General features: G+C 64.9%; 16 protein-coding genes. 7 read left to right on the top strand and 9 right to left on the bottom strand.

The window, feature by feature from the left end; all coding sequences use genetic code 11:
• Window positions 1-2: 2 nt before the first annotated feature.
• The 5 genes from pstA to G6N08_RS08640 form a co-directional block, all read right to left on the bottom strand.
• Complete coding sequence (gene pstA / locus G6N08_RS08660; protein WP_163756129.1) at window positions 3-917, bottom strand: phosphate ABC transporter permease PstA; 915 nt, start codon at window positions 915-917, stop codon at window positions 3-5.
• Window positions 914-1,939, bottom strand: coding sequence for a phosphate ABC transporter permease subunit PstC (pstC, locus tag G6N08_RS08655; protein WP_163756127.1), 1,026 nt, complete (start codon window positions 1,937-1,939; stop codon window positions 914-916). Before pstC ends, pstA begins: the two co-directional genes overlap by 4 nt.
• Window positions 1,940-2,042: 103 nt before the next feature.
• Window positions 2,043-3,167: a phosphate ABC transporter substrate-binding protein PstS gene (gene pstS, locus G6N08_RS08650; RefSeq protein WP_163756125.1), complete on the bottom strand. Its 1,125-nt coding sequence runs from the start codon at window positions 3,165-3,167 to the stop codon at window positions 2,043-2,045.
• A 130-nt stretch (window positions 3,168-3,297) separates the two neighbouring features.
• Entirely contained in the window at window positions 3,298-4,233 is a 936-nt protein-coding gene (gene mshD / locus G6N08_RS08645) for a mycothiol synthase (RefSeq protein ID WP_163756123.1), read from the bottom strand.
• Window positions 4,230-4,994 (bottom strand): winged helix-turn-helix transcriptional regulator, encoded by a 765-nt coding sequence (locus tag G6N08_RS08640; RefSeq protein ID WP_163756121.1) that lies wholly within the window; start codon window positions 4,992-4,994, stop codon window positions 4,230-4,232. The genes mshD and G6N08_RS08640 overlap by 4 nt, the downstream gene beginning before the upstream one ends.
• A 249-nt stretch (window positions 4,995-5,243) precedes the next feature.
• Here G6N08_RS08640 and lmeA point away from each other — a divergent pair, with 249 nt between their 5' ends.
• From lmeA to G6N08_RS08620, 5 genes are all read left to right on the top strand, one after another.
• Window positions 5,244-6,056, top strand: a complete 813-nt coding sequence (lmeA, locus tag G6N08_RS08635; protein ID WP_163756864.1) for a mannan chain length control protein LmeA — start codon at window positions 5,244-5,246, stop codon at window positions 6,054-6,056.
• Between the two features lie 229 nt (window positions 6,057-6,285).
• Window positions 6,286-6,393 (top strand): Ms5788A family Cys-rich leader peptide, encoded by a 108-nt coding sequence (locus tag G6N08_RS21310; RefSeq protein ID WP_371869008.1) that lies wholly within the window; start codon window positions 6,286-6,288, stop codon window positions 6,391-6,393.
• Window positions 6,394-6,757: 364 nt separating this feature from the next.
• On the top strand, window positions 6,758-7,591 hold the full coding sequence (locus G6N08_RS08630) for a sulfurtransferase (protein ID WP_163756119.1): 834 nt from the start codon (window positions 6,758-6,760) through the stop codon (window positions 7,589-7,591).
• 1 nt (window position 7,592) lies between these two features.
• Complete coding sequence (locus tag G6N08_RS08625) at window positions 7,593-7,895, top strand: DUF1416 domain-containing protein (protein ID WP_163756117.1); 303 nt, start codon at window positions 7,593-7,595, stop codon at window positions 7,893-7,895.
• A gap of 231 nt (window positions 7,896-8,126) precedes the next feature.
• Window positions 8,127-8,789 carry a heme-binding beta-barrel domain-containing protein gene (locus G6N08_RS08620; RefSeq protein WP_163756115.1) on the top strand — a complete coding sequence of 221 codons (663 nt, stop codon included), beginning with the start codon at window positions 8,127-8,129 and terminating at the stop codon, window positions 8,787-8,789.
• Window positions 8,790-9,027: 238 nt separating this feature from the next.
• On the opposite strand, the gene G6N08_RS08615 is transcribed toward G6N08_RS08620, so the two are convergent.
• Window positions 9,028-9,888, bottom strand: coding sequence for an aminodeoxychorismate lyase (locus tag G6N08_RS08615; RefSeq protein ID WP_163756863.1), 861 nt, complete (start codon window positions 9,886-9,888; stop codon window positions 9,028-9,030).
• A 164-nt stretch (window positions 9,889-10,052) separates the two neighbouring features.
• Here G6N08_RS08615 and ygfZ point away from each other — a divergent pair, with 164 nt between their 5' ends.
• Window positions 10,053-11,153 (top strand): CAF17-like 4Fe-4S cluster assembly/insertion protein YgfZ, encoded by a 1,101-nt coding sequence (gene ygfZ, locus G6N08_RS08610; RefSeq protein ID WP_163756113.1) that lies wholly within the window; start codon window positions 10,053-10,055, stop codon window positions 11,151-11,153.
• A 130-nt stretch (window positions 11,154-11,283) separates the two neighbouring features.
• Window positions 11,284-11,475, top strand: coding sequence for a DUF3073 domain-containing protein (locus tag G6N08_RS08605; protein ID WP_163756111.1), 192 nt, complete (start codon window positions 11,284-11,286; stop codon window positions 11,473-11,475).
• Between the two features lie 61 nt (window positions 11,476-11,536).
• On the opposite strand, the gene purM is transcribed toward G6N08_RS08605, so the two are convergent.
• From purM to G6N08_RS08590, 3 genes are all read right to left on the bottom strand, one after another.
• A complete protein-coding gene (gene purM / locus G6N08_RS08600) occupies window positions 11,537-12,619 on the bottom strand; it encodes a phosphoribosylformylglycinamidine cyclo-ligase (protein ID WP_163756109.1) in 1,083 nt (360 codons plus the stop codon).
• A 68-nt stretch (window positions 12,620-12,687) separates the two neighbouring features.
• Window positions 12,688-14,259: an amidophosphoribosyltransferase gene (gene purF / locus G6N08_RS08595; protein WP_246216644.1), complete on the bottom strand. Its 1,572-nt coding sequence runs from the start codon at window positions 14,257-14,259 to the stop codon at window positions 12,688-12,690.
• A 100-nt stretch (window positions 14,260-14,359) separates the two neighbouring features.
• The gene (locus G6N08_RS08590; RefSeq protein WP_163756107.1) at window positions 14,360-14,752 is read right to left on the bottom strand and encodes a sterol carrier family protein; all 393 of its coding nucleotides are present in this window, start codon (window positions 14,750-14,752) and stop codon (window positions 14,360-14,362) included.
• Window positions 14,753-14,799 lie beyond the last annotated feature (47 nt).

The following is a 14,799-nucleotide window of genomic DNA, read 5'->3' as shown; positions in this document are numbered from 1 at the left end:
TCCTAGCCCTTCTTCGGGGCAAAGGTTTTCGCGAACACCTTAGCCGTCACGTTGATGACCGCGACCAGCAACACCAGGGTCAGCGCAGCACCCCATAGCCGTTCGGTGGGAACCGGGTTGGCGCCGGCGCCGGCTGAGGTCTGGTCATACATCATGCCAGGCAGCGATCCCATGAATCCGCTGAATAAGTTGAAATTCATCGCCTGCGAATAGCCGACCAGGATCAGCAGCGGAGCCGTCTCGCCCATCACCCTGGCCAATGCCAGCAACACCCCGGTGACGATGCCGGACAGTCCGCTGGGAATCACGATCCTGGTAATCGTTTTCCACTTTGGTAAGCCCAGCGCATAACCGGCCTCGCGCAGGTCCATGGGGATGATCCGCAGCATCTCTTCGGTCGCCCGCACGATTACGGGAATCATCAGCAACACCAGCGCCAGTGATACTGCGAACCCAGATCGGGGAAAACCCAGCGTGGCCACCCATAGTGCGTAGATAAACAGCGCGGCCACGATCGAGGGGACGCCGGTGAGGACATCGACCATGAACGTGGTCAGCCTGCCCATCGGGGTGCCACCACCGTACTCCACTAAATAGATGGCGACGAAGATTCCGATCGGGATGGAGATAACCGCGCACACAAGCCCCTGCAACACGGTGCCGATGATCGCGTGGTAGGCGCCGCCGCCGGCCATGAACGCCGTCATCCCCGCTTGCGAATGTGTCCACCACACGCTGGATGTGATCATCCGGAACCCTTTGGCGATCACCGAATACAGCACCCACACCAGCGGCACCAGAGCGATCCCGATCGAGAGTGTCACCAGCACACTCGCGACGCTGTCGGCGACCCGACGGCGCAGACTGACTCCGGCGAACGTGCGCGCCTTAAGGGGCCGGTCCAGCATCGCCGTCATCGCGTTCCTTTACCTGCGACGGCGGCCCGGGCCAGCGCATTGACCACGAACGTGAGTAAGAAGAGCACAAGCCCCGCGGCGATGTAGGCACCTGCTTTGAACTGGTCGTTGAATTCGGACGCGGTAGCAGCGATCTTGGAGGCAAAGGTGTAGCCTCCGTCAAACAGCGACCAGCCGAACGCTTGCTGGGTGCCGCGCAGGATGATGAGCAGCGCAATCGTTTCACCCAGCGCGCGGCCGAGACCCAGCATCGCTCCGCTGATGTAACCGGATAATCCGAACGGCAGCACAGTGGTCTTGACCACCTCCCATCGGGTGGCGCCAAGCGCAAGCGCAGCTTCGATGTGACTGCGGGGGGTCTGCGCGAACACCTCGCGGGTGACCGCCGAGATGATCGGCAAGATCATGACAGCCAGCACGATCCCGGCGGTGAATATCGTCCCTCCTCCCGCCACCGACGCGTTGCCGGTCGCGAATAAAAAGCACCAGCCCAGGTTGGCGTTGAGCCACGTCGCGATCGGCCTCAGCTCCGGCGCCAGGACGTACAAGCCCCAGACGCCGTAGATGATGGAAGGCACCGCCGCCAGGAGATCGACCGTATATGACAGCGGCCCGGCGAGCACGCGCGGGGCGTACTGGGTCAAAAAGATCGCGATACCGAGCGCTATCGGCATCGCCAGGATCAGCGCGAACACTGACACGAACACCGTCACCTGAAGCAGGTCGCGAATTCCGAAATGCATCGCCGACGTGTCGGTGGTGACCCAATTGCCTCCGTAGGTGAAAAAGTTCTCCTTGTCGCGCGCAAGAGCCGGTATTGCCCGCCAGGCCAGAAAGCCACCGATCGCCGCGATCAGCACGACGATCAGGCCACCGGAACCTTTCGCTAGTGCCCGAAACACCCGATCGCCCGGGCGCGGTTTGGCTTTTCCCCACGGCTTAAGGGGGGACAAGGGCAGCCCGAGAGAAGGCCCGGCGATGGCGTCAGCCGAACCGGCGTCGGCTGGATCCGGTGCGGTCATCGTGTTACCTGCGATCCCATCGTCGTTCCGGTCTGGCGGCCATCGTTATCGGGGCATCCGGTCGATCGCCGACGGACCCGAACTACCCTCCTGCGTCGGTGGCCTACTGTAGTGCGTTCACCGCAGCCAGCAGGCGCCGCTTGAAGCTGTCCGGTAGCGGCACATACCCGGCCTGTGAAAGACCGGCTTGACCGTCGTTGGCGGCTACCGTCAAAAACGATTTGACCGCCGCCGCGGTGCTCGAGTCGTAGCCCTTGGAGCACACGATCTCGTAAGTCGCCAGCACCAGCGGGTAGGCGCCGGCCTCTTTGGTCGCATACAACGAATCTAGGTCAAGCACCAGGTCGTTGCCCTGACCGGCGAACTTGGCGGCGTCAATGGCCTTCCGGGCCGTCTCGTCGGTCAGCGGCGCCGGGCCGCTGCCGTCATCGATCTGCGCAAACGGCAGACCCGCCTGCTCAGCAAAGCCCTTCTCCACGTAGCCGATCGCGCCGGGTGTCGCCTGCACGGCCTGAACCACACCTGCCGACTTTTGCGCGCCCTCCCCGGCACCGCCTTGGAACTCGGTGCCCACCCCCTTGATCCAGCTCTGAGGCGCCGCCGCGGCCAGGTACTTCTGGAAGTTGTCGGTCGTGCCCGACGAGTCGGAGCGGTAGATGGGCGTGATTTTGGTGTCAGGAAGGACTGTGCCCGGGTTGAGCGCAGTGAGCGCCGGGTCTTTCCACCTGGTGATCTCGCCAGTGAAAATCTTGGCCAGCGCATCAGCATTGACCACAAGGCGATTGACTCCGGGCAGGTTGTAAGCCAGGGCGATTGGCCCAAAGACCAGCGGTAGGTCCCACGCCGGGTTGCCGTTGCATCGGTTGACAGCGGGCTGGATCTGTTGAGAAACCAGCGGTGAGTCCGAGCCCGCAAAGTCCACGTGACCGGCGATGAACTGCTCGCGGCCGGCGCCTGAGCCGGTCGGGTTGTAGGACACGTTCTTCCCCGGGCACCGTTGGCCCCACACCTGGTTGAATAATGCGATCGCATTCTGCTGGGCGGTTGAGCCCTCGGCTGTCAAATCATTCTTGCCACCGCAGCCGACATGTGCAGCCAGCGTTCCCGAGCTTCCCGATGTCGCTTCGCCGACATTCTTATCGCTGCCGCACGCGGTCGCCGCCAGGGCGCTCAGCGCTGTCACCGACACCGCCGTCACAGCAGTCAGGCGAACCGTGTCAAACTTCACCTCAGCTCACTTTCTCCGTGTCTACGACCGCTAATTGTGCTGCCCGGCCCAGACCTTGCCCGGGTCATCGGGAACATACGCTTCGGCGCTGACCAGACCCCGCATAACGGGTGAAGACCGGCTAAACAGCTCAGCGGGTACCGCGAGTACCAGACATACCGGCGGCGTAGGCGGTGTCCACGCTGTGCCGGGTAAAGCCCAGCCGCTGATAGGTCCGCACCGCGGCGGCGTTGTCGGATTCAACATAGAGCATCACGGTGGGTTCGGGCGCATCGGCCAGCCGTCGTGCCAGGAATGCGATACCGACCGCCGTCAACAGCTGTCCCAGCCCACGGCCCTGCGCAACCGGATCAACGCCGACAACGTAGACCTCGCCCAAGCCTGGTTGGTCGGGATGCACTTTGGTCCAGTGGAAGCCCAGCAGCCTATCCGTCGCATCATCGAACGCCAAGAACACCCCGTTTGGGTCGAACCAGGGGTCGGCGCGGCGTTCGGCGAGATCCACTGGCGTCCAATGGCCCTGTTCGGGGTGCCCGGCGAACGCGGCGTTATTAACCCGCAGCAGCTCCGCATCATCAGCGGGGCCCGCATAGGTACGAATCCGCACACCGTCGGGGGGCGCCGGCGGCGAGACCTTGCGCAGGGAGCGCCGCATGTGCAGTAGTTCGCGCACCGGGACCAGTCCCAGAGCGGACGCGGTAGCCCGGGCGGGCTCAAGCGTGCCATGTGCCCAGAAATGGTTGTGCCCGCCGGTCCTGGCTAGCGCAGCGCGGGCCATCGCGGCGCCGACACCATGCCGACGTGCCTGCGGGTGAACCACCATCTCGGCCATCGCGGCGGCCGCATCGCGTGGGCGAAGGTTGAGATAACCGACGGCCATCTCGTCTGAGCCCCCGGCTCGCGGACCAGTGACCAGCAGATGCTCGCTGCGCTCATGGGAGAGTTCGCGCAGCACCTGCTCACCGACTGGTGCAACGCCGTCAAATCTGCTTGCCACCGTGACGAGTTCACGCACCATCCGCTGCTCCTCGGCTGTCAGCGCCGAGCGCCAGTTGCACACCGTCACTGACTGTGTGCCGGGTCGGCCAGCGGGTCGTGGATTTGGGTGGGCTCGCTGTTGTCGGCGTTGTCGGCCTCCACGCTCGGCGACCGGCCCCGGGCCGGCCGGACCGCCTTGTACCCCACGTTGCGGACTGTCCCGATCAATGATTCGTGCTCGGGGCCGAGCTTGGCGCGCAACCGCCGCACGTGTACATCGACGGTTCGGGTCCCGCCGAAGAAGTCATACCCCCAGACCTCGTGGAGCAGCTGAGCTCTTGTGAAAACCCGGCCAGCGTGTTGCGCCAAGTATTTGAGTAGCTCGAACTCTTTGTAGGTGAGATCCAGCGGGCGGCCGCGCAGCCGAGCGGTGTACGTTCCCTCGTCGATCACCAAGTCCCCGAGAGTCACCTTGCCCGCGCTCTCCTGGGTGGTCACGCCCCCGCGCCGGGCCACTGCCAGGCGCAGCCGTGCATCGATTTCGGCTGGGCCGGTGTTCGGTAACACGATGTCGTCAAGTCCCCAGTCAGCGCTGACGGCGACGAGTCCGCCCTCGCTTACCACTGCCACCACGGGAATCGAGCGCCCGGTGGTGCCCAACAAGCGGCACAGCCCCCGCGCGGCTGGCAGGTCATTGCGGGCATCCACGATCAGCACTTCGGCGGTTCCCGCTTCCAGCAGTGAGGATACCTCTGGAGGGGCGGTCCGGACATTGTGCACGAGCAGCGACAACGACGGCAGCACCGCATCGGCGTGCCGCTCCGCAGTCAGCATTAAGAGCTCCACCAAGCCCCTCCAGCCGTGTGGGGAAGGCGTCTTCCAGCTTGGGCGTTAACGGCGGGCAATGTGCCGTTACCGACCAGGTCATTTAACGATAGCGTGCTACCTGGTCTTTAGCGCGCCGACGATGCGGGATCAGACGCGGCTGCCGGCCAAAGGCGGCCCGACGCCTGCACCGCGCTGATGGGGCGGAGCGCGCAGCAATCGGAAAATCGGTTCCCGGGCGCACTCGCGCCACAAGCCCGATACGCCACAATGATCCTGGTGCGCAAGCTGCTGATTGGTATGGGCGGAACGGTGCTGGCCGTGGCCGTCGCCGTCATGGTTGCCGTCGCCGTCGACTTCGGAACCTGCATCTACGCCGAATACCGGCTGTCCTGCGCAGTGCGCGATGCCGCTGGCCTTGGATCCGATCCGTTCGTGGCAATCCTGGGCTTTCCGTTCATTCCACAGGCGATGCGGGACCACTACGACGAGCTAGAGATCAAGGCGAATGCCGTCGACCATGCGATGGTGGGCAAGGCCACGCTGGAGGCCACCATGCATTCGATCGATCTGAGCAATGCGTCCTGGCTTTTCAGGCCGGGCGCGAAGCTTGCCGTGGGCAAACTGGAGAGCCGCATCATCATCGACTCGGTGCATCTGGGTCGTTATCTCGGAATACCCGACCTGATGGTTGAGGCGCCGCCTGCCGAAACTAACGACGCGACCGGTGGCACTACCGAATCGGGGATCTCAAGCAGTCACGGTTTGGTGTTTACCGGCACGCCGAAATCTGCCAACTTCAACAAACGCGTAAGCGTGTCCGTGGACCTGTCAATGACCGGCGATGACCGGACCACTCTGGTGCTCACCCCCACCGGCATCCTCACCGGACCGGACACCGCCAATCACCGCGTCCCGGCGGCTAAGCGGGACGCGGTGCTCAGCGCGTTCAGCGGCCGGCTGCCCGACCAGAAGCTTCCGTTCGCGGTGGCGCCGACCAGCCAGGGAGCGCGCGGCTCGGATGTCATCATCGAGGGCATCACCGACGGGGTAACAATCACCCTCAATGAGTTCAAACAGTCATGAATAGCCTGGCTGCGCTGTTTGGCCAATGTCGCCGCGACCAACGACGAGCCGCTGAAGTGCGCTGGCCGTGCGCCGGTGCTGGTATTGCTACTAAATCAGCTACAGCGCAACAGTTTTGGGTGCTGATACGGCCGATCGTTGGTCATCGACGCCCGGGGAAGCCCGTCGCGGCGGAGCGCCTCCGGCGCCGGTTCAGGCTCATCCCGGCCGCACCATTGGCTTGACGAAGGTGTCATTGGGTAAACTATCGACCGTGTCAGCCCGCCTGGAGCCCACGCTCACCAAGCGTCGCGCAATAGATTTGTGCCGTACCGCGGGCTGTTGCTGTAACCGCTGAGTAGCCGCGCACTGCCGCGAGCTCGGAGCACCCGTTGTGGCGTGTCTCTTCCCATTGTTGTAGCAACAGGAGTAGTGCTGTGTCGACCACCATCAACGTACCGATAGAGGCATGGGGGCTGCGATATGCCGCCAGTGCTGGGCGGTCCGTGGTCAGCACCACCGCAGCAAGGTTGGCGGGTGCATTCCCGAAAGGGGCTCGTGTGGGTTATCGGCTCAGCTCGTCACCTCGAGCGCGCGGCGCCCTAGCCAACGGCAGTGCTGGGGCCGCGGTCACTACACCGGGCGGGGCTCTTGGCGCCCCGATCCGCCTGAACCCTGTTTTGTCATAAGCATTTTCGTAAGCAATCGAAAGGATATCCACCATGGCACGCTCCGACGTCCTGGTCTCTGCGGACTGGGCCGAGAGCAATCTCGACACTCCTGGCGTGGTCTTTGTCGAGGTGGACGAGGACACCAGCGCGTACGACAGGGGCCACATCCCTGGTGCAGTGAAGCTGGACTGGCGTACCGATTTGCAAGATCCGATCCGCCGTGACTTCGTCGACGCCCAGCAGTTCTCCAAACTGCTCAGTGACCGGGGCATCTCCAATGACGACACCGTGATCCTGTACGGCGGCAACAACAACTGGTTCGCTGCCTACGCGTACTGGTATTTCAAGCTCTACGGCCACGAAAAAGTCAAGCTGCTCGACGGCGGCCGCAAAAAGTGGGAGCTGGACGGCCGCCCGCTGTCGGCCGATCCGGTCACTCGGCCCACAACGTCCTATACCGCATCCCCACCCGACAACAGCATCCGGGCGTTTCGCGATGAGGTGATCGCTGCGATCGGCAATAAGAACCTGGTCGACGTCCGCTCGCCCGACGAGTTTTCCGGCAAAATCCTGGCTCCCGCGCACCTGCCGCAGGAGCAGAGCCAACGACCCGGTCACATTCCCGGCGCGATCAACGTGCCGTGGAGCAAGACCGCGAACGAGGATGGCACCTTCAAGTCTGATGAAGAACTGGCCAAGCTATACGCCGACGCCGGTTTGGACGGCTCGAAGGAGACCATCGCCTATTGCCGGATTGGTGAGCGCTCGTCGCACACCTGGTTCGTCCTGCACGAACTGCTTGGACACCGAAACGTCAAAAACTACGACGGCAGTTGGACCGAATACGGCTCCCTGGTGGGAGTCCCGATCGAGTTGGGAAGCTGATATGTGCTCTGGACCAAAACAAGGACAAACCCTGCCGGCCAGTGTCGATCTGGAAAAGGAAACGGTGATCACTGGCCGCGTCGTGGACAGCTCCGGCCAACCCGTGGGCGGGGCGTTTGTGCGCCTGCTGGACGCCTCTGAGGAGTTCACCGCCGAGGTCGTGGCATCGGCGACCGGGGATTTCCGGTTCTTCGCCGCGCCGGGGACCTGGACGGTGCGGGCACTCTCGCCCGCCGGCAACGGCGACGCCGTGGTAAGGCCGTCCGGCGCGGGAATCCACGAGGTCGACGTTAAGATCGCCTGACGCGCCTTCCCTGTGAGGGCCGCAAACCACAACGCCGTCGCGCATCGCTCGCCAGGGGGCTTATCCCGGGGCGGCCCGTCGCCGTCTGCGACACTCGAACACCGGCTACCGCAGACGAATTAGACTCGTCTCCGTGGTGCTGTTTTTTGAGGTCATGCTGGTGGCGGCGGTGGTGGCCATCGCGTGGTTCGGGCTGTATGTGCTATACCGCCTCATCACCGACGACTCGTGATGCCCGACGAGCATCGCGGTCGTGGCGGCCCCATCGGCTCCGGCAACCGTGCCGTGGCGGCAGCAGCTGAGCGCGCCAAGGTGACCGCGGCGCGCAACATCCCCGGTTTCGATGACCTCCCGATCCCGGCCGATACCGCCAACCTGCGTGAAGGCGCTAGTCTGCACCATGCGCTGCTGGCCTTGCTGCCGTTGGTGGGGGTGTGGCGCGGCCAGGGCGAAGGTCGCAGCAGCGACGGCGACTACCGGTTCGGCCAGCAGATCGTCGTCTCCCATGACGGCGGCGAATACCTCAATTGGGAGGCCCGGTCGTGGCGGCTCAGCGACTCGGGTGACTACCAGGGGCCAGACCTGCGGGAGACCGGCTTCTGGCGCTTCGTCGAAGACCCCACTGACCCGACCGAGTCACAAGCCATCGAGCTGCTGCTGGCACATTCAGCGGGCTACGTGGAGTTGTTCTACGGACGGCCACGCACGCAGTCGTCCTGGGAGTTGGTCACCGACGCGCTGGCGCGCAGCAAATCTGGTGCGCTGGTCGGCGGCGCGAGACGGTTGTACGGCATCGTGGAGGGCGGGGATTTGGCCTACGTCGAGGAGCGAGTAGACGCCGACGGCGGCCTGGTGCCGCGCCTGTCTGCGCGGCTGTCGCGCTTCGCCGGATAGCGGTTCTGCCGTGCCCCCGCACAGAACAGCCCCCGAGCCGTAATTCCTGACTGGACAGGTCAGGGGCTCGGGGGCCGGGTGGCTGCGGGGAATTCGCCAGCGCGTCCCGCTGATTCCTCGCGCGGCGCTGCTAGCGCGCAACCACCTCACATGTCCTGAAAGCTAACAATTCGCGGACCACCTCCTTCCCTGTGTACGGCTGACCGTACCCGGCTGCCGGCACAGGAACAACAAAAACTCAGCGATCGCTGACGATGGCGGCGTCGACCAGTTCGGCGAACTCCGCGGCCATCGGAGAGCGTCGCAACGGGCGGCCGTCGAGGGTGTGTACGCGGGCGGCCAAGGTCATCGCGGATATCAGCCAAACCCCTTGGGCGGCAAACAGGTCAGCGACACGCAAAGACCGGTAGTCACAGTCGTAGCCTTTGGCGCGGGCCACTTGGAAAAGTGCTTGTTGGGTCGTGCCACGCAAAATCGGATACCACGGCGGCGGCGTCAGCAGGCCGACGGCGCCGCCGACGTCGGCCGCGATCACCACCGTGGAGCGCGGGCCCTCCAGGATGTAGCCGTCGGAGCTGACGAAGATGACATCACCGGCACCCTGCCGGGCCGCGTGCCTCAAGGCCGCCATATTGACCGCATAAGACAGTGTCTTGGCACCGGCCAGCAACCACGGCATCGCGCCGGTGCCCGTGGCGGATACTCCGCGGTCCAGGGTGATCGCGGCCACCCCGTCGCGGCGGGCGGCGGCCACCCGTTCCGGCAGAGGATTGACCATAACGTAAGCCGTTGGCGCCGAGCCACTTTCCCGCCCGCGGCTATAGATCAGCCGCATCGCACCCTCAGCGGCGGTAACCGCTGCCCAGTGGTGTGCAGCCCGGTCTATGGCGCAGCGCCACTTGACGAGGTCTGGCTCGGGCAGGTCAATCAACTTCGACGAGTGGGTCAGCCGCTGGAGATGCGCCTCGACCAGGCAGGCCCCGCCCTCGCGGACCAGCAGCGTTTCGAAGACACCGTCTCCACGCACTACCGCGAGGTCATCGGCATGCACCAGCGGAGTCCCGGTGGAAAGGATCTCACCGTCAAGCGTGACGACCACACCCGCCTGGCCCGCTGTGCCTGCCACGAAGGAGAAGCCTAATTGCCGAACGGGGCCCGGGCCCCGCCAGGAGCCTGACGCTGCCCCCGGCCCGCCGGCATCGGTGCGGTGAGACGTAAGCCGATGATCGGCTACCTCGGTGCCCGGTTCCGTAGAGTTGGGATATGACCGCTGTTCCCGCCCCCGATCCCGGACCCGATGCGGGCGCAGTGTGGCATTACGGCGACCCCCTCGGTGAGCAACGCGCAGCCGAAACCGACGCCGCACTGGTGGACCGCTCGCATCGCGCTGTGCTCACGCTGACGGGTGCCGACCGAAAAACCTGGTTGCACAGCATTTCCACACAGCATGTCAGCGAACTGGCCGAGGGCAGCAGCACACACAATCTCAGCCTGGACAGCCAGGGCCGGATCGAGGATCACTGGGTCCAGACGGAATTGGATGCCACCACATATCTCGACACCGAACCATGGCGGGGCGAACCGCTGCTGGCCTACCTGCGCACAATGGTGTTCTGGGCCGACGTGGTCCCCAGCGCAGCCGACATGGCGGTGCTGTCTTTGCTCGGCCCGCGGTTGGCCGACCGGACCGTGCTCGACGTGTTAGGCGTGGAAACGCTGCCCGAGCACATGCACGCGGTGCCCCTTCGCAGTGGCGGATTTGTGCGCCGAATGCCCAGTGCCCGCGCGGACCAGATCGAACTCGATCTCGTCGTGCCACGCCGAGACGCGGGGGATTGGCAAGGCCGTTTGACGCGGGCGGGGCTGCGGCCGGCCGGGGTGTGGGCTTATGAAGCTCACCGGGTCGCAGCAGTGCGTCCCCGGCTTGGCCTGGACACGGACGAACGCACGATACCGCACGAGGTGGGCTGGATCGGGGGGCCGGGTGTTGGCGCTGTGCACCTGAACAAGGGTTGTTACCGCGGCCAGGAAACCGTCGCACGGGTACACAACCTTGGTCAACCACCCCGCATGCTGGTGTTGTTGCACCTCGACGGTGCCGCGCAGCGGCCGTCGACGGGCGATGTGCTGCGCTCCGACCGTCGCCCGGTCGGACGCCTCGGAACTGTGGTTGAACACGCCGACTTGGGGCCGATTGCACTGGCCTTGCTCAAGCGCGGGCTGCCGGTCGACACCGCTTTGGTCACCGGCGGGGAAATTGAGGTCGCCGCGATGATCGACGCCGACTCGGTGCCGGCCGCCAAGGTCGCAGGGGCCGGTCGGCTGGCTGTCGAGCGGTTACGCGGCGCGTCCCGTGGACCGTGACATTGGTCGACAGACCACACCCACAGCCAGCCGACGGGCACGGTAAACTGAGGCAGGACAACAAAGACACCGACAGATCGGAGCCGCCTCATTGTTGGGCCGCTCCGTTATTGCGCGAGGGGGTTCCCCCATGGGCCGCGGCCGGGCGAAGGCAAAACAGACCAAGGTTGCTCGAGAACTGAAGTACAGCTCCCCGCAGACCGATTTTCAGCGGCTCCAGCGTGAGCTGTCAGGATCGGGTTCGGATGAATCCGACCAGTTAGACGGCGACGACCGGTTCTCTGCAGACCCGTGGGACGAGGCGGACGACCGGCACCGCTAGAGGTGCGTGCTCACCGTGTTGCGCGGACGGCGTCGCCGCCCCGGGAGGTCTGGCCAACCCATTAGAACCTCGGGTGTTGGCCCACTAGTTTGGCCCGGGGTTCGTCTTTCCCGCCTTTGTTAACGGTTCCCAGCACCCAGCAGTCCAGGTGGCGTGCGGTCAAGATCGCCAGTGCACGGTCGGTGTCTTCCGGCGCGACAACAGCGACCATGCCCACGCCCATGTTGAACGTCTTCTCCATTTCCGGCCGGCTGATACGGCCGCGCTGCGCAATCATGGCGAACACCGGCGCGGGTGTCCAGGTGCCGCGGTCCACCTCGGCGACAAGTCCGTGCGGGATGACACGTTCCAGGTTGCCGGCCAGCCCACCGCCGGTGATGTGGCAGAAAGTGCGGACATGCGTTTCAGCGGCCAACGCCAAACAATCCTTGGCGTAGATGCGGGTGGGCTCGAGTAATTCCTCGCCCAGGGTGCGGCCGAACTCCTCGACATATCCGGCCAGGTTCATCCGGTCGATCTCCAGCAGGACCTTGCGCGCCAGCGAATAGCCGTTGGAATGCAGACCGGATGAGCCCATCGCGATGATGACGTCGCCGGGTTTGACGCGCTCGGGTCCGAGCACGTCGTCGGCTTCGATCACCCCCACAGCTGTGCCCGAGATGTCGTAGTGATCGGGTTCGATCAAACCTGGGTGTTCCGCGGTCTCACCGCCGAGCAGCGCACAGCCGGCGCGCAGACAGCCGTCAGCAATCCCGGCAACGATCGCATTGAGCCGTTCCGGGACGATGCGCCCTACCGCGATGTAATCCAACAGGAACAGCGGCTCGGCGCCGCAGACCACCAGATCGTCGACCACCATCGCCACGAGGTCCAACCCGACGGTGTCGTGCTTGTCCATCGCCTGAGCGACTGCCAGCTTGGTGCCCACCCCGTCGCTGGCAGCGGCCAGCAGAGGTTCGCGGTAGTCGCCGCGAAGAGCGAACAGCCCCGCGAATCCACCCAGCTTGCTGCGCACCTCAGGCCTGGTGGCCTTAGCTGCAAGGGGCTTGAACAATTCGACTGCGCGATCGCCGGCTTCGATGTCCACCCCAGCCGATGCATAGGTGATGCCTCGATTGCCGGGGGTGATTCCGCGATCCGTCATCGCGATACAGGCTACCGGGCGCCGCTTCCGGCCGGTATTGCTCGGGCCCGGCAATCTCGTTCAACCGGTTACCGACGCTCCAGCGCAGTGGCGTCTTCGGGGCCACGGGCGCTTTCGCCAGCGCGACGAGCCGCTTCGCCGGACGCGAGGTCAGAGGCAGCAGCACGCACAGCGGTGGCGAGCACCTGCTCAATGACGTTCTTGCCCAAGGCGGCCTCGCTGGGCAAATCGATCGGATACTTACCGTCGAAACAGGCGGTGCACAGCCGTGACGCTGGCTGCTCGGCGGCGGCGATCAGACCCCGCAGCGAAATGTAACCCAACGTGTCAGCGCCGATACCATGCCGCACCGCTTCGAGCATCTCGTCTTCGGCTTCGACCGCGTTGGCGATCAACTCGGCTGGTGAGGGGAAGTCGATACCGTAGAAACAAGGCCACTTCACCGGTGGTGAGGCGATGCGCACATGCACTTCTACCGCTCCGGCTTCGCGCAGCATCCGCACCAGGGCTCGCTGAGTGTTGCCGCGCACGATCGAGTCGTCGACGACGACCAGGCGCTTGCCGCGGATCACCTCGCGCAGCGGGTTGAGCTTGAGCCGGATGCCAAGCTGGCGGATGGTCTGCGACGGCTGAATGAACGTACGCCCGACATAGGCGTTTTTCGTCAGGCCCTGGCCAAAAGGAATACCAGACTCCTGGGCGTAGCCGACCGCCGCCGGGGTGCCCGATTCGGGCACCCCGATCACCAGATCGGCCTCGATCGGGCATTCGCGGGCCAGCCGGCGGCCGATCTCCACCCGAGCGGCATGTACCGACCGGCCCGATAGCGTGCTGTCGGGTCGCGCCAAGTAGACATACTCGAAAACACACCCTTTGGGTGTTGGGTTGGCGAAGCGGCTGGAGCGCACTCCGTCGGCGTCGATCGCCAGCAGTTCACCCGGTTCGATATCACGGACGAACGAGGCACCGACAATGTCGAGCGCAGCTGTTTCCGAGGCCACCACCCAGCCACGGTCCAACCGCCCCAACGACAACGGCCGTACCCCGTAAGGGTCGCGGCACGCATACAGCGTGTTTTCGTCCATGAATATCAGGCAAAAAGCGCCCTGCACGGTGGGCAAAAACTCCAGCGCCGCCTGCTCCACGCTGGAATCAGCAGCTCCGTGGGCTAAAAGCGCACCAAGGATGTCCGAGTCGGTGGTCGCCGCACCCGGCAGCTTGGGACTGATCAGCCCGGCCTCGCGGGCCCGGGCCACCAGTGCAGTGCTGTTCACGAGGTTGCCATTGTGGCCTAGGGCGATCCCGGTACCGGCGGCTGTGGTCCGGAAGACGGGCTGAGCATTCTCCCAGGTGGTGTCGCCGGTCGTGGAGTAGCGGCAATGCCCGATAGCGACGTGACCCGGCATAGCGGCCAGCGTCTGTTCGTCGAATACCTGGCTGACCAGACCGAGATCCTTGAACACCAGCACCTGAGATCCGTCGGCGACCGCGATGCCGGCTGCTTCCTGACCCCGGTGCTGCAACGCGTACAAACCGTAGTAGGTGAGCTTGGCGACATCTTCGCCAGGGGCCCAGACACCGAATACTCCGCACTCTTCGCGGGGCGGGTTCTCCCCGGGTGAGGGGTGCTGGCCGGTCACTGTGGGGCGGCTCCCTGCGCTGTCGGTGATGTACCCGAGTTTACGGCGAGGGCGCTGCAGTCGCCGCATCCAGCAGGCGTGTTGCGCCGCAAAGCATAACTCAGCACGACAAACTCACTATCGGCAGCCACGATTCGATCTCGCCGGCCCGGGCACCCGATAGTGTCAGCGCACCGCTGGCCTTCGCTTCGGTGATCGTCTGCAGCCCGGTCGCCAACAACAGCCAGGTCCGCGGATCCGTCTCGACAACGTTGGGTGGTGTACCCCGGGTGTGCTTTGGCCCGGACACGCATTGGACGGCCACGAACGGCGGAATCCGGACCTCGACGCTGGCCCCGGGTGCCAGCGAGGCCAGCGTGCGCGCGGTGAGCCGAACGGCAGCCGCCAGGTCGGCACGGTCAGGCGCAGGACGGGTGGCATCGCGCAACCACTGCGCGACCGCCACGACAGCGTCGCGGGTCTTGGCTGGATCAGCCTGCTGACGGGTCGACACGTTTCAGGGTGGCAACGTCATGAGCCTGCACCGCCGCCTACCGTACA

The sequence above is a fragment of the Mycobacterium botniense genome (genome assembly GCF_010723305.1).
Taxonomy (GTDB): Bacteria; Actinomycetota; Actinomycetes; order Mycobacteriales; family Mycobacteriaceae; genus Mycobacterium; species Mycobacterium botniense.
The sequence above is the reverse complement of the archived record's forward strand: the minus strand, read 5'-3'. Positions and strand labels throughout refer to the sequence as shown.

What these genes read in the sequence shown, in the direction of transcription:
- pstA (WP_163756129.1), bottom strand. Translation starts at nt 917, where the DNA reads ATGACGGCGATGCTGGACCGGCCCCTTAAGGCGCGCACGTTCGCCGGA.
- pstC (WP_163756127.1), bottom strand. Translation starts at nt 1,939, where the DNA reads ATGACCGCACCGGATCCAGCCGACGCCGGTTCGGCTGACGCCATCGCC.
- G6N08_RS08630 (WP_163756119.1), top strand. Translation starts at nt 6,758, where the DNA reads ATGGCACGCTCCGACGTCCTGGTCTCTGCGGACTGGGCCGAGAGCAAT.
- G6N08_RS08625 (WP_163756117.1), top strand. Translation starts at nt 7,593, where the DNA reads ATGTGCTCTGGACCAAAACAAGGACAAACCCTGCCGGCCAGTGTCGAT.
- G6N08_RS08620 (WP_163756115.1), top strand. Translation starts at nt 8,127, where the DNA reads ATGCCCGACGAGCATCGCGGTCGTGGCGGCCCCATCGGCTCCGGCAAC.
- ygfZ (WP_163756113.1), top strand. Translation starts at nt 10,053, where the DNA reads ATGACCGCTGTTCCCGCCCCCGATCCCGGACCCGATGCGGGCGCAGTG.
- G6N08_RS08605 (WP_163756111.1), top strand. Translation starts at nt 11,284, where the DNA reads ATGGGCCGCGGCCGGGCGAAGGCAAAACAGACCAAGGTTGCTCGAGAA.
- purM (WP_163756109.1), bottom strand. Translation starts at nt 12,619, where the DNA reads ATGACGGATCGCGGAATCACCCCCGGCAATCGAGGCATCACCTATGCA.